This window comes from Streptomyces sp. NPDC033177 (assembly GCF_055577715.1).
In genome coordinates this window covers 96,181-113,262 of record NZ_JBVIPS010000007.1, presented here as the reverse complement: position 1 = coordinate 113,262, position 17,082 = coordinate 96,181, and the positions used below count along the sequence as shown (strand labels likewise).

At 70.7% G+C, this 17,082-nt stretch carries 18 protein-coding genes; 10 read left to right on the top strand and 8 right to left on the bottom strand.

Going from position 1 to position 17,082, the window contains the following annotated elements; all coding sequences use genetic code 11:
- Positions 1 to 90: 90 nt before the first annotated feature.
- From rpe to ACZ5U5_RS24225, 5 genes are all read left to right on the top strand, one after another.
- The gene (gene rpe / locus ACZ5U5_RS24245; protein ID WP_469025244.1) at positions 91 to 777 is read left to right on the top strand and encodes a ribulose-phosphate 3-epimerase; all 687 of its coding nucleotides are present in this window, start codon (positions 91 to 93) and stop codon (positions 775 to 777) included.
- Positions 778 to 1,014: 237 nt separating this feature from the next.
- Positions 1,015 to 2,013 (top strand): sugar-binding transcriptional regulator, encoded by a 999-nt coding sequence (locus ACZ5U5_RS24240; protein ID WP_469026100.1) that lies wholly within the window; start codon positions 1,015 to 1,017, stop codon positions 2,011 to 2,013.
- Positions 2,014 to 2,103: 90 nt separating this feature from the next.
- Entirely contained in the window at positions 2,104 to 2,514 is a 411-nt protein-coding gene (locus tag ACZ5U5_RS24235) for a guanyl-specific ribonuclease (protein ID WP_469025241.1), read from the top strand.
- Positions 2,511 to 2,879, top strand: a complete 369-nt coding sequence (locus tag ACZ5U5_RS24230; protein WP_469025238.1) for a barstar family protein — start codon at positions 2,511 to 2,513, stop codon at positions 2,877 to 2,879. Before ACZ5U5_RS24235 ends, ACZ5U5_RS24230 begins: the two co-directional genes overlap by 4 nt.
- A gap of 174 nt (positions 2,880 to 3,053) precedes the next feature.
- The gene (locus ACZ5U5_RS24225) at positions 3,054 to 4,496 is read left to right on the top strand and encodes a GuaB1 family IMP dehydrogenase-related protein (RefSeq protein ID WP_469025236.1); all 1,443 of its coding nucleotides are present in this window, start codon (positions 3,054 to 3,056) and stop codon (positions 4,494 to 4,496) included.
- 87 nt (positions 4,497 to 4,583) lie between these two features.
- Here ACZ5U5_RS24225 and ACZ5U5_RS24220 read toward each other — a convergent pair whose 3' ends face one another.
- Positions 4,584 to 5,396 (bottom strand): NAD(P)H-binding protein, encoded by an 813-nt coding sequence (locus ACZ5U5_RS24220; RefSeq protein ID WP_469025233.1) that lies wholly within the window; start codon positions 5,394 to 5,396, stop codon positions 4,584 to 4,586.
- 111 nt (positions 5,397 to 5,507) lie between these two features.
- Here ACZ5U5_RS24220 and ACZ5U5_RS24215 point away from each other — a divergent pair, with 111 nt between their 5' ends.
- Entirely contained in the window at positions 5,508 to 5,960 is a 453-nt protein-coding gene (locus tag ACZ5U5_RS24215; RefSeq protein ID WP_469025231.1) for a winged helix-turn-helix transcriptional regulator, read from the top strand.
- Here ACZ5U5_RS24215 and ACZ5U5_RS24210 read toward each other — a convergent pair.
- From ACZ5U5_RS24210 to ACZ5U5_RS24200, 3 genes are read right to left on the bottom strand one after another with little or no spacing between them, the layout of a single operon-like run.
- Positions 5,951 to 7,078 carry a GDSL-type esterase/lipase family protein gene (locus ACZ5U5_RS24210; protein ID WP_469025229.1) on the bottom strand — a complete coding sequence of 376 codons (1,128 nt, stop codon included), beginning with the start codon at positions 7,076 to 7,078 and terminating at the stop codon, positions 5,951 to 5,953. The genes ACZ5U5_RS24215 and ACZ5U5_RS24210 overlap by 10 nt on opposite strands.
- A gap of 44 nt (positions 7,079 to 7,122) precedes the next feature.
- Entirely contained in the window at positions 7,123 to 7,932 is an 810-nt protein-coding gene (locus ACZ5U5_RS24205) for an SDR family NAD(P)-dependent oxidoreductase (protein WP_469025225.1), read from the bottom strand.
- Positions 7,929 to 9,044 (bottom strand): LLM class flavin-dependent oxidoreductase, encoded by a 1,116-nt coding sequence (locus ACZ5U5_RS24200; RefSeq protein WP_469025223.1) that lies wholly within the window; start codon positions 9,042 to 9,044, stop codon positions 7,929 to 7,931. Before ACZ5U5_RS24200 ends, ACZ5U5_RS24205 begins: the two co-directional genes overlap by 4 nt.
- Before the next feature lie 316 nt (positions 9,045 to 9,360).
- On the opposite strand from ACZ5U5_RS24200, the gene ACZ5U5_RS24195 reads away from it, so the two are divergent.
- Together ACZ5U5_RS24195 and ACZ5U5_RS24190 are read left to right on the top strand one after the other, a co-directional pair.
- Positions 9,361 to 10,830, top strand: coding sequence for an amino acid permease (locus tag ACZ5U5_RS24195; protein ID WP_469025221.1), 1,470 nt, complete (start codon positions 9,361 to 9,363; stop codon positions 10,828 to 10,830).
- 10 nt (positions 10,831 to 10,840) lie between these two features.
- Positions 10,841 to 11,296: an Lrp/AsnC family transcriptional regulator gene (locus tag ACZ5U5_RS24190; RefSeq protein WP_363211043.1), complete on the top strand. Its 456-nt coding sequence runs from the start codon at positions 10,841 to 10,843 to the stop codon at positions 11,294 to 11,296.
- Between the two features lie 23 nt (positions 11,297 to 11,319).
- On the opposite strand, the gene ACZ5U5_RS24185 is transcribed toward ACZ5U5_RS24190, so the two are convergent.
- Together ACZ5U5_RS24185 and ACZ5U5_RS24180 are read right to left on the bottom strand one after the other, a co-directional pair.
- Positions 11,320 to 11,517 (bottom strand): hypothetical protein, encoded by a 198-nt coding sequence (locus ACZ5U5_RS24185; RefSeq protein ID WP_469025218.1) that lies wholly within the window; start codon positions 11,515 to 11,517, stop codon positions 11,320 to 11,322.
- 185 nt (positions 11,518 to 11,702) lie between these two features.
- The gene (locus ACZ5U5_RS24180; protein ID WP_469026098.1) at positions 11,703 to 12,296 is read right to left on the bottom strand and encodes a Repetin; all 594 of its coding nucleotides are present in this window, start codon (positions 12,294 to 12,296) and stop codon (positions 11,703 to 11,705) included.
- A gap of 358 nt (positions 12,297 to 12,654) precedes the next feature.
- On the opposite strand from ACZ5U5_RS24180, the gene ACZ5U5_RS24175 reads away from it, so the two are divergent.
- Together ACZ5U5_RS24175 and ACZ5U5_RS24170 are read left to right on the top strand one after the other, a co-directional pair.
- Entirely contained in the window at positions 12,655 to 13,443 is a 789-nt protein-coding gene (locus ACZ5U5_RS24175) for a carbon-nitrogen hydrolase family protein (RefSeq protein WP_469026096.1), read from the top strand.
- Between the two features lie 80 nt (positions 13,444 to 13,523).
- The gene (locus ACZ5U5_RS24170) at positions 13,524 to 15,218 is read left to right on the top strand and encodes a flavin monoamine oxidase family protein (protein WP_469025216.1); all 1,695 of its coding nucleotides are present in this window, start codon (positions 13,524 to 13,526) and stop codon (positions 15,216 to 15,218) included.
- Between the two features lie 43 nt (positions 15,219 to 15,261).
- Here the strand turns inward: ACZ5U5_RS24170 and ACZ5U5_RS24165 are convergent, their stop codons facing one another.
- Together ACZ5U5_RS24165 and ACZ5U5_RS24160 are read right to left on the bottom strand one after the other, a co-directional pair.
- On the bottom strand, positions 15,262 to 16,194 hold the full coding sequence (locus ACZ5U5_RS24165) for an LLM class F420-dependent oxidoreductase (protein WP_469025213.1): 933 nt from the start codon (positions 16,192 to 16,194) through the stop codon (positions 15,262 to 15,264).
- Positions 16,195 to 16,312: 118 nt separating this feature from the next.
- A complete protein-coding gene (locus ACZ5U5_RS24160) occupies positions 16,313 to 17,017 on the bottom strand; it encodes a DUF5995 family protein (protein ID WP_469025211.1) in 705 nt (234 codons plus the stop codon).
- Between the last annotated feature and the right edge of the window lie 65 nt (positions 17,018 to 17,082).

The window sequence follows — 17,082 nt, the reverse complement described above, 5'->3', positions numbered from 1 at the left end:
CATGGCATGGGGCCCATGGTCAAAGGAGCCGGTCGGCTCACGCTACGGACCGCGGAAGGCAACGAGCGCGGGGCATGGCAGTCTTGGGGCATGGCCGTGCAGATCAACCCCAGCATCCTGTCCGCGGATTTCGCCCGCCTTGCCGAGGAGGCAAGGGCGGTCGAAGGTGCCGACTGGCTCCATGTCGACGTCATGGACAACCACTTCGTTCCCAACCTCACCCTTGGGGTGCCGGTCGTAGAGTCTCTCGCCCGAGCGACGGACACGCCGCTGGACTGCCATCTGATGATCGAGGACGTCGATCGCTGGGCGCCGCAGTACGTCGAAGCGGGCGCCGGATCGGTCACCTTCCACGCGGAGGCGGCCGCGGCTCCCGTCCGCCTGGCCCGTGAGATCCGCGCCAAGGGCGCCCGCGCCTCCATGGCGCTGAAGCCCGCGACGCCCATCGAGCCGTACGAAGACCTGCTTCCCGAGCTCGACATGCTGCTGATCATGACCGTCGAGCCCGGCTTCGGCGGCCAGGCGTTCCTCGACATCATGCTCCCGAAGATCCGCCGCACCCGCGAGTTGATCAGCAAGCACGGCCTCGAACTCTGGCTCCAGGTCGACGGCGGCGTCTCGGCGGCGACCATCGAGCGCTGCGCCGAGGCCGGCGCCGACGTCTTCGTCGCGGGCTCCGCGGTCTACGGGGCCGACGACCCGGCGGAGGCGGTGCGTGCACTGCGCACCCAGGCGGCCGGGGCGACGTCATCGGCGGCCTGGGCATGCGGCCACTGAGCCACGGATACGTGAACGCAGCCCATCGGGGCTGATCAAGTACGCCAGATCTGCAAGGATGAACGGCGAACCCTGGTTGCGCTGCGGCAATGCGCGAGAAGCCGTGGCAATGTGCGCGAAGCCGCACCAATGCGTGTGAATGCGTATGCGGGTGAACGCGTGAACGGCAGTTGCTTGAAATGACAGTCTTGAAATGACAGTGAGGAGACCGTCGTGTCGACGGGCGGCCGGTCAGCCATGCGGATGGGACCCGCGGAGCTGGTGCAGGCGGCGGCCATGGCCCGCCGCTTCTATCTCGAGGGCAAGTCCAAGATCCAGATCGCCGAGGAGTTCGGCGTCAGCCGCTTCAAGGTGGCCCGGGTCCTGGAGACGGCTCTTGAGCGTGACCTCGTACGGATCGAGATCCGTGTGCCCGCCGAGTTGGACGCGGAGCGCTCGGACGCGCTGCGTGCCCGCTACGGCCTGCGGCACGCGGTCGTCGTGGAGTCACCGACCTCCACCGACGAGATCGACGACTCTCCCGACCCCGAGAACCTCGGTGAGGTCGCGGCCGATCTGCTCGGCGAGCTGGTCACCGAGGGCGATGTCCTCGGCCTCGCGTGGGGTCGCTCGACCATTCACATGGCGGCCGCCCTCGACCAGCTGCCGCCGTGCACGGTGGTGCAGCTGACGGGTGTGTACGACGCCGGGACCGCCGAACGCGGCTCCGTCGAGGCCGTGCGGCGTGCCGCGCAGGTCTCCGGCGGCGAGGCCCACCCCATCTACGCGCCGATGCTCCTGCCGGACCCGGCCACGGCCGCCGCGCTGCGGAACCAGACCGGGATCGCGCGGGCGTTTGAGTACTTCGACAAGGTCACCGTCGCCGCGGTGTCCATCGGCTCCTGGGAGCCCGGCATCTCCACCGTCCACGACATGCTCAGCGACGAGGAGCGGGCACATTACGCCTCGCTGGGCGTCGCCGCCGAGATGTCCGCGCACCTCTTCGACGCCGAGGGGCGCAGGGTCGGGCGGGACCTGGGGGAGCGGTGCATCACTGTCGAAGCCGACCGGCTTCGACGGATTCCTGAGGTGGTCGCGATCGCGGGCGGGCAGCGGAAGGCCGCGGCGATCGACGCGGTGCTGCGTTCGGGCCTTGTGACCAGCCTCGTCACGGACACGGCTGCCGCCGATCAGCTGATGGTCATGGGGCATACTCCGCACCCTGCGCTGGATCGGGCGGACCCGGACGGTAGCTGAGTTCCTGCGGGCCGTGGGGGCTGAGCGCGCAGTTCCCCGCGCCCCTTTGGGGCGCTGCAAGTCGAGGGTGGCTATGGGAGCATCTGCCCCATGGTGCTCCGGTTTGTGCCTCGCGTATGGGGTGTGTTGCTGGTCTGCCTCGCTGCTCTCGTCACCGGGTGTTCCTCAGGCAGCGGTGGGGCGGGGGAGTCCTCCGCTTTCAGTCCCGCATGGGCGCCGCGCGGCATGCCCGCCGTCCAGGCCGACCGGCTGCCCGCCGAGGCGAGGCGGACGTTGCGGCTCATCGATGACGGGGGGCCGTTCCCGTACGAGAAGGACGGTTCCGTCTTCGGCAACTTCGAGGGCGAGCTGCCGAAGCAGCGGCGCGGCCACTACCGCGAGTACACCGTCCCCACCCCCGGCGAACGCGACCGGGGCGCACGGCGGATCGTCACCGGGAGCGGCGACGAGACCTACTACACGGACGATCACTACGCGTCCTTCAAGGCGGTACTGAGATGACGCCCGAACCGCTGGCCCGCGAACCCCTGACAGCAGTCCTGGAGGCCGTCCGGGCCGCCGGTCTGAGCGCCGTCTCGCTCGACCTGAGCGGGGTGCGCGACAAGTCGGCCTTCATGGACCGCTGCGCCCGCGTGCTCGACCTGCCCGACTGGTTCGGCCGGAACTGGGATGCCCTCGCCGACTGTCTCACCGACCAGGGGCGTGCACCCGGACGGCTGCTCGTCGTCACCGGCTGGCAGGAGTACGCCGAAGCCGTCCCCCAGGAGTGGATCGTCGCCCAAGAGGTGTTCGCGGATGCCGTGGAGTACGCCCGGGAGCGCGAGGCAGGCCTGGAGATCGTTCTCGCGCTCGGCGCGCGACCCTGAGCGGAGGGTGACCGTCCGCGGCTGCGCTTGGAGGATCCGACCAGGGGTTCCGGGGCCCGACTGGGTGATCATCCCAGGCGGCGCATCGCCCCGGGCATGGGACACTGAAGTACGTGCTTTTCCCTCGGCCTAACTGTCCGGGGGCCACCTCTGATCGACTGGGATGAGCAGCACGTGCGTTTCCTCAATGACATCCAGCCTGCGTACGACCTGACGTACGACGACGTCTTCATGGTGCCGCGGCGTTCCGCCGTCGGATCGCGCCAGGGCGTGGACCTCTCGTCGCCGGACGGCACCGGCACCACGATCCCGCTGGTCGTCGCGAACATGACCGCGATCGCCGGCCGCCGGATGGCCGAGACCGTCGCCCGCCGCGGCGGCCTCGTCGTGATCCCGCAGGACATTCCGATCGAGGTCGTCACCGAGGTCATCTCCTGGGTCAAGACGCGCCACCACGTCCTTGACACCCCGATCGTCCTGGCCCCCACGCAGACCGTCGCCGACGCGCTCGCGCTCCTGTCCAAGCGCGCGCACAACGCGGGCGTCGTCGTGGACGCCGACCAGAAGCCGGTCGGCGTCGTCACCGACACGGACCTGAACGGCGTCGACCGCTTCACCCAGATCTCCGAGGTCATGTCCAAGGACCTCGTGCTGCTCGACGCGGACATCGACCCGCGCGACGCCTTCAACAAGCTGGATCACGCGAACCGCCGCTACGCCCCCGCGGTGGGCAAGGACGGCCGCCTCGCCGGCATCCTCACCCGCACGGGCGCCCTGCGCGCGACGCTCTACTCGCCCGCGCTCGACGCCAATGGCAAGCTGCGCATCGCCGCCGCCGTCGGCATCAACGGCGACGTGGCGGCCAAGGCCAAGCAGCTCCTCGACGCGGGCGCGGACACCCTCGTCGTGGACACCGCGCACGGCCACCAGGAGTCGATGATCGCCGCGGTCAAGGCCGTGCGTGCGCTCGACCCGCAGGTCCCGATCGTCGCGGGCAACATCGTCGCCGCCGAGGGCGTACGTGACCTGATCGAGGCGGGTGCCGACATCATCAAGGTCGGCGTGGGCCCCGGCGCCATGTGCACCACGCGCATGATGACCGGCGTCGGCCGGCCGCAGTTCTCCGCGGTACTCGAATGCGCCGCCGAGGCCGCGAAGTTCGGCAAGCACGTATGGGCCGACGGTGGCGTCCGGCACCCCCGTGACGTCGCCATGGCGCTGGCCGCCGGTGCGTCGAACGTCATGATCGGTTCGTGGTTCGCCGGGACGTACGAGTCCCCGGGCGACCTGCAGCAGGACGCCAACGGCCGTCTCTACAAGGAGTCGTTCGGCATGGCGTCGGCCCGCGCGGTCAAGAACCGCACGAGCGAGGAGTCGGCCTACGACCGCGCCCGCAAGGCACTGTTCGAGGAGGGCATCTCGACCTCGCGGATGTTCCTGGACCCGGAGCGTCCCGGCGTCGAGGACCTGATCGACTCGATCATCGCGGGCGTCCGCTCCTCCTGCACGTACGCCGGTGCGGGCTCCCTGGAGGAGTTCGCGGAGCGGGCCACCGTGGGTGTGCAGAGTGCCGCGGGCTACGCGGAGGGTAAGCCTCTGCACGCCAGCTGGAGCTAGGCGCTGCGCGAAGGGGTGCGGGATTCGACTGCCGGTCCGTCGGGGCTTGTCGCGCAGTTCCCCGCGCCCCTGACGGGGCGCCCCGGCTCAGCCCTGTACCGCTGTCTTGTACGCCTCGATGGCCGGGCGGGGCTCCCTGCCCAGCAAGGCTCGGAGCGTCCCCTGGCCCTCGACTCCTGTGCCGTCCAGGAAGCCGCCCGCTATCGCCGCGTACGTGCTCAGGAGCATCGGTACCTGGAAGGGCAGGGCCTGGTCGGCCGTGGTGATCGCCTCGCGGGTGGCGGCGAGGGTGGCCGGCTCGTACGTCGCGTCCAGTGCCGCTGCCAAGTCGGCCCCGCTCAGGGCTTGTTCGCCTACCAGCTCGTAGGTGAGGCCCGAGTGCGGGGCCGGGTCCGTCGCCACCCGTACCGCGACATCGGCCAGGTCCGCACGTGCCACGGCGGCGAGGCCGCCCGCCCCCAGTGGCGCGGCGATGGTCCCGTCGGGCCCCGGCGCGGCGATGGCCGCGAGGAACTCCGCGTACAGGCCGTTGCGCAGGACCGTCCAGTTCAACGAGGAGTCGCGCAGCCTGCGTTCGGTCCAGCGGTGGGCGAGCGCGTACGTCAGGTGGTCGCCGTCGCCGCTGAGACTGGTGTAGACGAGGTGGCCCACGCCCGCCTTCTCGGCCGCGGAGATCGCCGCCTCGTGGCGGGCGACGACCACGTCGTCCTCGGCGGCGCCCGCGGAGATGACCAGCAGGGTGTCCACGCCGGTGAAATCCAGGGACGACGGATCGTCGAAGTCGACGCGGCGGCCGCCGGGGGCGGGGTTGCGGCTGCCGATGACGACGTCGTCGCGGTCCGCGAGGCGGGCGGTGACGAGCGTGCCGAGGGCGCCCGTGGCGCCGGTGATCATGAGCATGGGAAGGTTCCCCCGTGGTGAGTGGTTGTGCCCGCTGTCCGGGCGGGGCCGGGTGACCGGGCCTGTGACCATGGTGGTTCGCGCGACGCGGGCGCATAAGGAGGCACTTTCATGTCAGCAGGGCACACGGCGGTAACCACCCCGTCAGGCGCACCGGCCCCCGGTGAGCCGGTGATCAGCTGCGAGACCCCGCAGGACGAGTGCGGGGTGCGGGACGTCCTGGACCGGCTCGGCGACAAGTGGTCCGTGTACGTGGTGGTGGAACTCGCCTCGGGTGTCCTGCGGTTCAAGGAGCTGCAGCGCAGGATCCGGGGCGGCATCTCGCAGCGGATGCTCACGCTCACCGTGCGCCGCCTGGAGCGCGACGGTCTGGTCAAGCGCACCGTCTACCCGACGATTCCGCCGCAGGTCGAGTACGAGCTGACCGAGATGGGTCACAGCCTCACCCACCTGGTCAAGGCTCTCGCCGACTGGTCCATCGGCCACCGGCCGGCGATCGCCGCCGCGCGCGAGGCGTATGACGAAGCGGCTCAGGTCCAGGTCCAGGGCGAGGCTCAGGCGTGACCCTGCGGCAGTCCCTTCCGCAGCGCTGACGCCACCGCCTCCGCGAGGATCGCGTGGCCCGTGTCGCCCGGATGTACGCCGTCCACCAGGTGCCCGGAGTCCAGCAGTCCGCCGCCCGGCAGCAGGTCGGCCCCCGCGTCCAGCGCCGCGCGCTCCACGGCGGTCCGCAGGTCCCGCAGGGTGGCGCCGAGCACGTTCGGCACCGCCTCGGCGTCGGGGCGGACCACGGGGGAGACGACCAGGAGGGGAACGTCCGGGTGGCCCCGGCGTACCAGATCCAGGAACGCCCGCGCTGTCTCGTACAGCAGCCTCGCCGAGTGCGGCACCCGCGACCAGCAGTTCGTGCCGAAGGCGAGCGTAATCAAGTCGGCGTCCAGCGAAGCGAGTTGCTCGGCGGAAGCCAGCTCCCCGCGTGATGCTCCGGCGTACCCGAGGTTCACCGTCTCCACGCCGAGGGCGCGTCCCGCTCGCGCGGGCCACGCGAGATGTGGGCGGCTCGTCGACCACCCCTCGACGATCGAGTCGCCGTACACAAGCCAGCGCGGCTGCCTCCGCCGGGGTCGCAGCGTGCCACCTCCGACGGGCCGCAGGCCGGTGAGGGCGGGGCGCAGTCTCTCGGGCAGGTGAAGGGTGAAGTCACCGTCGGGGCGGGGCAGTTCAATGCGAACCGTGCGGGTGCCGGGCGACGCGGGGGTGTCGCGGGCGGGCCCCGGCGCCCTTGCCGGTGCGGCGGCTCGTGCGGGTAAGCCGACGGCCGCCGCATCACCACTGCGCGCCGCGAAAGCACCGCTGCTGCCCGCCGGTCTGCTCGCCGTCGTGCCGATCTCGGCGTTCTCCGCCGGGCCTCCCGCCCTCCTGCGGGCTTCGGCGCCCTCCGTGGGGCTGCTCGCTTCCGCCTGCGTGCCGCTGCCCCCGGTGGCCGAGTCCATGAGCAGCGTGAAGACCGGTGGTGCCGTGCTGTACGCGTCCGTTGGTGAGGGGTGCGATGCGGTGTAGGTAATCTCCACGGCGGTCACCCCGCGTGCCGTGAACTCGAGGCGGACGCCCGCCGGTAGGCCTGCCCGTTCCCAGGTGTCCCGGGGGAGGCGGTCGCGGTCGGACGGGTCGGCGCGTGTCACGCGGCCGTCCTCGGTCCACCAAGGCGCGCCCCGCACGAACTCCCTCATCGTGCGCCCCCGATGGTCGGGTAGGGGAACTTCACGCTGACCCCGCCGTCCACGACGAGCGTCTGCCCGGTGACGTACGAGGAGAGCGGCGAGGCGAAGAAGAGCAGGGCCGACGCGATGTCCGAGGTTTCGGCCACCCGGTCGAGCGGGGCGTTGGCGGCGTTGCGTGCGCGGCCATCCTCGCCGATCAGGCCCGCCACGCGCGGCGTCCACACGACGCCGGGCGCCACCGCGTTCACCCGTACCCCGCGCGGGCCGTACTCCACCGCCGCCGAGCGGACCAGGGAGATCAGGCCCGCCTTGGCCGCCCCGTACGCGGCGTGCAAGGGCGCCGCCGTCAGGCCCGACACCGACGCGACGAAGACGAGCGGGCCGCCGCCCGCGTCGGCGAGCGCCTCGCCGCCGTACTGGACCGTCAGCCAGGCGTGCCGCAGGACGAGGGAGAAGTGCCAGTCCCAGGAGGCGTCGTCCAACTCGTCCAGAGGTGTGTAGCGGGCCATGCCGACGATGTCGACGACACCGCCGAGCGGGCCCAACTCCCGCCGCGCGTAGGCGAAGAGCTCCCGCATCTCCTCGCGCCGGCTCACGTCCGCGACATACGGGACACCGTCTGTCTCGGCGGCGACCGCCTCCGCGCGGCCCTTGTCGACGTCCACGCACAGAATCCGCGCGCCCGCCGCCGTGAGCGCGTGCGCGGTCTGGCGTCCGATGCCGTTGCCCGCGCCGAGGACGACGTAGGCGCGGTCGTCCAGGCGGTGCAGGGTGGCGTAGTCGGGGACGGGGGAGATGTCGAGCGGCTCGCTCACGGTGCCGCCCGCCGGGGCCGGTAGGAGGCCAGTTCCGGGATGACCTCCTTGCCCAGGATCTCGATGGTGCGCAGGATCTCCTGGTGCTCCAGATAGCCCCACTGGACGTAGCAGATGAGCTGGTCGATGCCGAGGTCGGCGTAGCGCTTGGCCTTGCGGACGATCGTCTCCGCGTCGCCGATGAGGATCATGTCGCCGTCGTTGAACTCCTCGACGGGGGCGCTCCCTTCGATGATCGGGGTGAGGAAGGGGAAGGTCCGCTCGCGCTCGTCGGGGGTCAGGTGCGGCAGCTCCCAGTCGAGCGTGAACTGGGCCAGGTTGCGGTACCACCAGGCCACCGAGTCCCAGACCCGCCGCGAGGGGCGGTCCGCCACATGCACCAGCGTGTACGCGCTGACGCGGTCCGTGGTGACGTCCGTGATCGGGGACGGGGCGCGTGCCGCCGCACGGTAGGCGGCGACCTGACGGGCCATCGCCTCCAGCGGCTGCATGATCGAGAAGGAGAGCAGACCGAGGCCCGCCGAGCCCGCCACCTCCGCCGAGCCGGGGGACGTCGCCGCCATCCAGCAGGGTGGGTGCGGGTCCTGGACCGGCTTCGGGGTGACCATCCGCCGGGGGAAGGTGAAGCGCTCCGACTCGTAGGCGAAGTACTCCTCGCGCCACATGCCCGTCACGATCTCGATCGCCTCGCGCCAGTCGGACCGCGACTGCTCCCGGTCGACGCCGAATGCCGTCTGTTCCATGGGAGTTGAGCGGCCCGTGCCCCACTCCACGCGGCCGTCCGACAGTACGTCCACGGCCGCCACCTTCTCCGCGATCCGCTGCGGGGGAGTGAAGCCGAAGGGCGCGAGCGTGACGCCGAAGCCGAGGCGTATCCGCTCGGTGAGCGCCGCGAGATGCCCGAGGAGCACCTCGGGGGCCGGGCAGTGCGAGCGTCCCTCGCGAAAGTGGTGCTCCACCGCCCACACCGTGCGGAAGCCGACCCGGTCCGCGAGCCGGATCTGTTCCACGGCCTCGCGGTAGGCACGCTGCTCGGCGGTGCGCTGGCCGTGCGGATGGGGTCCGTCCCAGGGCTTCGGCACGTCGATCTCGTACAGCACATCGAGGTCCATCGCCTGCTGCCTCCCTCTCGACCGGGGTGCACGATGGGGGAGATCTGACGAAGTGTCAATGACTTCCCCGGCACCCCGGCACGCAACGGACGAAACGGACCGCGCAACGAAGACCCGCGGGACGGGGAAGTACGCAACGATCATGCGGGTCTGCGCAAGGTTGCTGCATTACGTACGTGAAGCTCGCCTCATAGAGTCGTCCGCTGTACGTGGTGTGGCGGGGACCGCCTGCTCGGCGGTCCCCATCCATGCATGGGAGCTGCCGCCGGTCCCGCCCGCCCTGACCGCCTGACCGGCAGCGATGAAGGAGCCATGCGTGCTCGACCAAGGCGCACCCCCGAAGAACCGACCGAGTCCCCAGGGGGTCGCCGGGTTCGGCAGCCGCCTGATGCGGCGCAAGCCGGTGGAACTCCTGGTCGCGGAGGGCGGCCAGGGTGAGGGCGGCTCACTGCGGCGCTCACTCGGCATGTGGCAGCTGACCATGATCAGCATCGGCGCCACCCTCGGCACCGGCATTTTCGTCGTCCTCGGCGAGAGCGTCCCCAAGGCCGGGCCCGCCGTCACCATCTCCTTCGTGATCGCCGGACTCACCGCCCTCTTCTCCGCGCTCTCGTACGCCGAGCTGGCCGGCTCCATACCGGTCGCGGGCTCTTCCTACTCGTACGCGTACGCAACCATGGGCGAACTCGTGGCCTGGGTCTGCGGCTGGTGCCTGGTCCTGGAGTACGGCGTGTCCGTGGCCGCCGTGGCCGTCGGCTGGGGCGAGTACCTCAACGAACTGCTCGACGGCACCATCGGCGTCACCATCCCGGACGCCCTCTCGGCGGCGCCCGGTGAGGTCGACGGGGCCATCATCAACCTGCCCGGCCTCATCGTCGTGCTGCTCGCCATGGTGTTTCTGCTCGGCGGCGCCAAGGAGTCGGCGCGAGCCAACACGATCATGGTCATCGTGAAGATCGCCGCGCTCGTGCTCTTCTGCACCATCGGTTTCATGGGCTTCAAGTCCGGCAACTACTCGGACTTCATGCCGCTCGGCACGGCCGGCGTCAGCGCGGCCGCAGCGAGCCTCTTCTTCTCGTACATCGGCTTCGACGCCGCCTCCACCGCCGGTGAGGAAGCCAAGAACCCGCAGCGCGACCTGCCCCGCGCGATCATGCTGTCGCTGATCATCGTCACGGCCCTCTACGTCCTGGTCGCCGCCGTCGCCGTCGGCGCCTGGAACTGGAAGGACTTCGAGGGCTCCGAGGCCGCGCTCGCCGCGATCATGAACGACGTCAGCGGCCAGAGCTTCTGGGGCACGCTGCTCGCGGCCGGCGCCGTCATCTCCATCGCGTCCGTCGTCCTGACCGTCCTCTACGGCCAGACCCGCGTCCTGTTCGCCATGTCCCGCGACGGCCTGGTCCCGAAGGCCTTCGGCAAGGTCAGCAAGAAGACCGGCACGCCCCGCGTGAACACCGTCATCGTGTCGCTGTTCTGCGCCGCGCTCGCTTCGGTCATCCCGCTCGGCAAGCTCGTCGACGCCACCAGCATCGGCACGCTCTTCGCCTTCGGCCTGGTCAACATCGCCGTCATCGTCCTGCGCCGGACCCGCCCGGACATGCCGCGCACCTTCCGCGTGCCGCTGGGCTGGCTCTTCCCGGTCCTCGGCTTCGGCTTCTGCGCGTACAACATGTTCAGCCTCGACTCCATCACCTGGGTCGTGTTCGGTGTCTGGATGGCCGTCGGCCTCGTGTTCTACTTCCTGTACGGCATGAGCCGCTCCCGATTGGCCTCCGCAGAGAAGTGATCCACCCCCAGTGCGACTGAACGATCTCGACGAACGCATCGTGCACGCCCTCGCCGAGGACGCCCGCCGCTCCTACGCCGACATCGGCCAGCTGGTCGGGCTCTCCGCGCCCGCCGTGAAACGGCGCGTCGACCGGCTGCGCGAGACCGGGGCCATCACGGGATTCACCGTGCGGGTCGACCCGGCGGCGCTCGGCTGGGAGACCGAGGGGTTCATCGAGATCTACTGCCGTCGCAACACCTCGCCGGAGGCGATCCGGCGAGGTCTGGAGAGGTATCCGGAGATCGCGTCCGCGTCCACCGTCACCGGTGACGCGGACGCGGTCGTCCAGGTCTTCGCCGCCGACATGCGGCACTTCGAGCGGGTCCTCGAACGGATCGCGGGGGAGCCGTTCGTGGAGCGGACGAAGTCCGTGCTCGTACTGTCGCCGCTGATGCGGCGGTTCTCTTCCGGGGCGCCTGCGTAGCGCCTTTCCTGCGGGGTGCTACTTCACCGGCCGTGGGCGTCGAAGGTGAGGGTGGCGTTGTCGCCGTGGGGTCGGTGCAGCTCGGCGGTTCCGGTCAGGGCGGCGGTCTCGCGCCCGGGACGCGGGGGTTCCGACGCCGTCGCGGAGCCGGCTACTCCGGCGAGCGCGAGGAGTACGGCTCCTACGGCGACGACGCGGATGAAGGTGGAGCGGCGGTGCATGGGAAGCCCCCGTCTGGCAGTGGTCCGCCCGGTCCGTCCGGGCGTGCTCCACATTCCCGTCGGGCCGACGCCCGGTACATCGTGCGCGAGGGCGTGACCGCCTCCGCCGCGCGGCGGGGTGCGGCCGCTTCCCCAGGGGGAGGCACCGGGCCCGCCCGACCCCCGTACGGGCGGGCCCGGCGCGGTCAGTCGGTCGGGTACGTGGGGTGCCAGGGCTTGACGTCGAAGTCGCCGGTGCCCTTCTTGACCTTCTCGAAGGGAGCCGCGCTCGTGCACTTGGTCAGGTTCTTGGTCCCGTCGGGGCCGCCCACGGCGGCCCAGCTGTAGCCCACGCGGTCGTGCTTGCCCTGGTCGTGGACCGTGAAGCCGACGCGGCCGCCCTTGATGTCCTTCAGGTTGGTGTCCGTGATGATGCCGGTAGCCGTGGCGACCTTGCCGCCCGTGATCAGGCAGTCGATGCGGCCTTTCGCCCAGCCGCCATCGCCGCCCGGCTTGTCCAGGTGCACGAACTCGAAGGTGCCGGTCGCCTTGTCCGGGCGCATGGTGTCGCGCTCGGCCAGGTGCGCGTCGAAGGTGAACGTCACGTCCTCGGTGGTCTCGCGGTACAGCTTCGCGCTGCCGGTGAGCGCGGCGGCCTCGCGGGCAGAGGCGTCCGTGGTGGCCTTGGGTGCCCCACCGTCCGACGCGACGGCGGCTCCCACCACCCCCATGGACAGCAGCAGGGCGGCCCCGACGGCGATCACGCGGCTACGGGTGCCGGTCGGGCGGCTGTCGGTCATCCGGGTGCTTGCGTTGCGGCTCACGGGGAGCCTCCGTCCGAAGTGCCGTTCACCCGGTCCTTCCGGGCGAGATCACGGTCTCGCGGCAGGGGGTGCCGGCACGTCGGGCCACAGTCGGCAATCCGCCTCCGCCGCGCGGCGGGGAACACCCCCGCCCGCCCTGCGCCCGGCGGTGGACACGGCTACGGCTCCGGTCCCACACCGGCACGCAACGAATCGCCGCCGAGAGGTCCGCACGCGCAACAGATCAAGCATCTGCCCGCAACGCTCGCGCCTTGTCCGGACAGGGCCGCCGACCGTACCGTCTAACGGACCCCACCTGCCCCTTCGTACGCCCCGAGGATCCGCCATGCCTGCGCTGCGCACCGCCCTGCTCCAGAGTTCCGGGCAGCTCGGCTCCGTCGCCGAGAACCTCAAGGCGCTCGACGACGCCGCGGGCCGTGCCGCGGCGGCGGGGGCGGGACTCCTTGTCGCGCCCGAGCTGTACCTCACCGGGTACGCGATCGGCGACGACGTGCCGCGCCTCGCGGAGGCCGCCGACGGGGCGTCCGCCGCCGCGATCGCCGAGACCGCCGTACGCCACGGCGTCGCGATCGCCTACGGCTACCCGGAGCGGGACGGGGAGCAGGTCTTCAACTCCGTCCAGCTGATCGGCCCCGACGGCGCCCGCCTGGCGAACTACCGCAAGACCCACCTCTTCGGCTGCTTCGAGCGGGATCACTTCACCCCCGGTGAACAGGACGTCGTACAGGCGGAGTTGGGTGGTCTGCGGATCGGCCTGATGATCTGCTACGACGTGGAGTTCCCGGAGAACGTCCGCGCGCACGCCCTCGCGGGCACCGACCTGCTGCTCGTGCCCACGGCCCAGATGCACCCCTTTCAGTTCGTCGCCGAGTCGGTCGTGCCGGTGCGGGCCTTCGAGAACCAGATGTACGTCGCGTACGTCAACCGGGTCGGCAAGGAAGGGGAGTTCGAGTTCGTCGGGCTCTCCACGCTGGCTGGACCCGATGGTGTAGCCCGCACCCGCGCCGGACGGGAAGAGCAGCTGGTGTTCGCCGACGCCGACCCGGCCTTCCTCGCCGCGTCTCGCGAGGCCAACCCTTACCTGCGCGACCGCCGCCCGGGTCTGTACGCCTCCCTGGTCTGACCTCTGGTCCGGTCCCAGGTCCGGCCCGCCCCGAGCTTCCCTTCTTCTGTTCTGCCGTTCCCGCAAGGAGTCCGTACCTCATGACGTCCACGGTGCCCACCGCCGTCCAGCACACCGACGCCCAGCCGCCGATCACCATGTTCGGTCCGGACTTCCCTTACGCGTACGACGATTTCCTCGCCCACCCGGCGGGCCTCGGCCAGATACCCGCGACCGAGCACGGCACGGAGGTCGCGGTCATCGGCGGCGGCCTGTCCGGCATCGTGGCGGCGTACGAACTGATGAAGATGGGCCTCAAGCCCGTCGTCTACGAGGCCGACCAGATCGGCGGCCGTCTGCGCACCGTCGGCTTCGAGGGCTGTGACGGCGACCTGACCGCCGAGATGGGCGCGATGCGGTTCCCGCCGTCCTCGACGGCGCTCCAGCACTACATCGACCTGGTGGGCCTCAAGACCCAGCCGTTCCCCAACCCGCTCGCCGAGTCGACGCCGTCCACGGTCGTCGACCTCAAGGGTGAGTCGCACTACGCCGAGACCGTCGCCGACCTGCCGCAGGTCTACCGCGACGTGGCGAAGGCGTGGAACGACTGCCTGGAGGAGGGCGCCGACTTCTCCGACATGAACCGCGCCCTGCGCGAGCGCGACGTGCCGAAGATCCGCGAGATCTGGTCCAAGCTCGTCGAGAAGCTCGACAACCAGACCTTCTACGGCTTCCTCTGCGAGTCGGAGGCCTTCAAGTCCTTCCGGCACCGCGAGATCTTCGGTCAGGTCGGCTTCGGCACGGGCGGCTGGGACACCGACTTCCCCAACTCCATCCTGGAGATCCTGCGCGTCGTCTACACCGAGGCCGACGACCACCACCGCGGCATCGTCGGCGGCAGCCAGCAGCTGCCCCTGCGCATGTGGGACCGCGAGCCGCAGAAGATCGTGCACTGGGCGCCCGGCACGTCCCTGAGCTCGCTGCACGAGGGCGGTGTGCCGAAGCCCGCCGTGACCCGGCTCGACCGCACCGCGGGCAACCGCGTCACCGTCACCGACTCCTCGGGCGACATCCGCACCTACCAGGCGGCGATCTTCACCGCCCAGTCCTGGATGCTCCTCAGCAAGATCGCGTGCGACGACACGCTCTTCCCCATCGACCACTGGACGGCGATGGAGCGGACCCACTACATGGAGTCCTCCAAGCTCTTCATCCCCGTCGACCGGCCGTTCTGGCTGGACAAGGACGAGGAGACGGGCCGTGACGTCATGTCGATGACGCTCACCGACCGCATGACGCGCGGGACTTACCTGCTCGACGACGGTCCGGACAAGCCCGCCACCATCTGCCTCTCCTACACCTGGTGCGACGACAGCCTCAAGTGGCTGCCGCTCTCGGCGAACGAGCGCATGGAGGTCATGCTCAAGTCGCTCGGCGAGATCTATCCCAAGGTCGACATCCGCAAGCACATCATCGGCAACCCGGTGACGGTGTCGTGGGAGAACGAGCCGTACTTCATGGGCGCCTTCAAGGCGAACCTGCCGGGTCACTACCGCTACCAGCGGCGCCTGTTCACGCACTTCATGCAGGAGTCTCTGCCCGAGGACAAGCGGGGCATCTTCCTCGCCGGTGACGACATCTCCTGGACGGCCGGGTGGGCCGAGGGCGCGGTGACGACCGCCCTGAACGCCGTGTGGGGCGTCATGCACCACCTGGGCGGTGGCACGGACGCGACGAACCCCGGGCCCGGGGATGTGTACGACGAGCTCGCGCCTGTCGAGCTGCCTGAGGACTGACGGCGCCGTTCCTGAGACAGGCGCCCCTGTGGGGGCGCCTGTCCTATACCCCCGCTGCCCTCGCCGCCTCGTGCACCTCCGCCGCCACGTCCTTCAGTTCCTCCGCGTCCCGTGTGCTGCCCGCGAGTTCGATGAGGATCTCCTCCACCGCGCCCGTGGAGGCGTGTGCCTCGAGGTCCTCGACGATCTGCGCGACGTTCCCCCGGAAGGGGGCGCGTTTCTCGCCCTCGTACGCGGTCGGCGTGTACCGCGCGTTGGCCCGCAGGACGCTCTGGACCGGTTCCGTGCGCCCCCGCTCGGCGGCCAGTTCCTTCAGTGCCTGCGCCTGCTCGGCCAGCTTCTCGGCGCCCACGCCCACCGGCATCCAGCCGTCGGCACGGTCGACGAGCCTGCGCAGGGCGCGCGGGCTGCCCGCGGGCAGCAGGATGGGGATGGGGCGCGCGGGCTTGGGGCCGACCACCGAGGGGGTGATCGTGGTCAGCTCGCCCTCGTACGACACCGGGTCCGGACCCCACACCGCGTGGCAGACGTCGATCAGCTCGTCCAGGACCTTGCCGCGCTTCTCGAAGGGGGCCACCCCCGAAGCCGCGTACTCGTCGTGGGACCAGCCCGTGCCGAGCCCCGCGACGACGCGGCCGCCGCTCGCCGCGTCCAACGTGGCCAGCGAGCGCGCCAGTTGGAACGGCACGTGCAGCGGGGCGACCAGGACGCTGGTGCCCAGGCGGGCCCGCTCGGTGGCGGCGGCGGCCAGGGTCAGCGTGATCAGCGGATCGGGCACCGAGCGGTAGGTGTCGGGCCAGGGCAGTCCCTCGATGCCGTACAGACCCTGGGTCGCGGGCTCGGGGAACAGGACGCGTTCATAGACCCAGAGGCTCTCGTACCCGATCTCCTCGGCGGCGCGGGCGACAGCCGGTACATCCCGTCCGATGCTGTACTGCCGGCCCTGCGGGAGGCTGAGACCGAGTCGTGTGGCCATGCTGGTGCTCCTTCGCATCCGGGGTCACTGCATTCAACGTACAGCTACTGTCGGGGAGTTCCTCGGCGGCGGGCGCACGGCGGCCGGATCAGGCCGGGGCAAGCCGGAGAAGGCCGGATCAGTCCGGCAGGGGAGTGAGCAGCATCCGGCCCACCAGGCCGACCGCTCCGTCCAGCCGCTCCCGGAACTCCTCGGCGACGCCGGGCAGTTCGTGAAGGGCCCGCATCGTCAGTGCCGTCGCCCAGGCGCTGTCCCTGGCCCGCTCCAGGCTCCAGGAACCAAGCAGGTGGGTGAGCGGGTCGGCGATCTGGAAGAGGTCGGGGCCCGGCATCAGATCTTCGCGGATGCTCTCCTCCAGTGAGACGAGGATGTCGCCCACGCGGTCGAATTCGTCCTCCAGGTCCGCCGGTTCGCAGCCGAGCGTACGACAGGTGTCCATGACGGCCAGCGGAAGATCGTGGCCGATGTGCGCGTTGATGCCCGCGAGCGCGAACTGCAGCGGACGTACGCCGGGATGGCGCCGGAACTGGAACAGCGGGCGCCAGCAGGCGGGCGGCCTGCGGTCGGCGGCCACCGCGTCGACCGCCCGCAGATAGCGCTCGGCGAAGAGCACGTCCAGCGTGACCGCGGCCCCGGTGTCCGGAAAACGCCCGGTGCCGAGGTGGCGTCCCACCTCTTCGGTGACCGACAGATAGACCCGGTTGAAGACCCCGACCCCGTCGCCCGAGGGGAAGTCGGCGCCCAGCGCGCGCATCCGCGTCACCACGCCGTCAACCCCGTGTGCTGAGCCTGTGAACTCCGCGAACCGCTCCGACTGCGCCATGGTGGCAGGGTCGCAGCCCTAGGCTGGCCCGAGTGCCACCGCACCGGCGGCTTCCCCAGAACGAG

What these genes read in the sequence shown, in the direction of transcription:
- rpe (WP_469025244.1), top strand. Translation starts at nt 91, where the DNA reads ATGGCCGTGCAGATCAACCCCAGCATCCTGTCCGCGGATTTCGCCCGC.
- ACZ5U5_RS24240 (WP_469026100.1), top strand. Translation starts at nt 1,015, where the DNA reads ATGCGGATGGGACCCGCGGAGCTGGTGCAGGCGGCGGCCATGGCCCGC.
- ACZ5U5_RS24235 (WP_469025241.1), top strand. Translation starts at nt 2,104, where the DNA reads ATGGTGCTCCGGTTTGTGCCTCGCGTATGGGGTGTGTTGCTGGTCTGC.
- ACZ5U5_RS24230 (WP_469025238.1), top strand. Translation starts at nt 2,511, where the DNA reads ATGACGCCCGAACCGCTGGCCCGCGAACCCCTGACAGCAGTCCTGGAG.
- ACZ5U5_RS24220 (WP_469025233.1), bottom strand. Translation starts at nt 5,396, where the DNA reads ATGCTCATGATCACCGGCGCCACGGGCGCCCTCGGCACGCTCGTCACC.
- ACZ5U5_RS24215 (WP_469025231.1), top strand. Translation starts at nt 5,508, where the DNA reads ATGTCAGCAGGGCACACGGCGGTAACCACCCCGTCAGGCGCACCGGCC.
- ACZ5U5_RS24200 (WP_469025223.1), bottom strand. Translation starts at nt 9,044, where the DNA reads ATGGACCTCGATGTGCTGTACGAGATCGACGTGCCGAAGCCCTGGGAC.
- ACZ5U5_RS24185 (WP_469025218.1), bottom strand. Translation starts at nt 11,517, where the DNA reads ATGCACCGCCGCTCCACCTTCATCCGCGTCGTCGCCGTAGGAGCCGTA.
- ACZ5U5_RS24180 (WP_469026098.1), bottom strand. Translation starts at nt 12,296, where the DNA reads ATGACCGACAGCCGCCCGACCGGCACCCGTAGCCGCGTGATCGCCGTC.
- ACZ5U5_RS24170 (WP_469025216.1), top strand. Translation starts at nt 13,524, where the DNA reads ATGACGTCCACGGTGCCCACCGCCGTCCAGCACACCGACGCCCAGCCG.
- ACZ5U5_RS24165 (WP_469025213.1), bottom strand. Translation starts at nt 16,194, where the DNA reads ATGGCCACACGACTCGGTCTCAGCCTCCCGCAGGGCCGGCAGTACAGC.
- ACZ5U5_RS24160 (WP_469025211.1), bottom strand. Translation starts at nt 17,017, where the DNA reads ATGGCGCAGTCGGAGCGGTTCGCGGAGTTCACAGGCTCAGCACACGGG.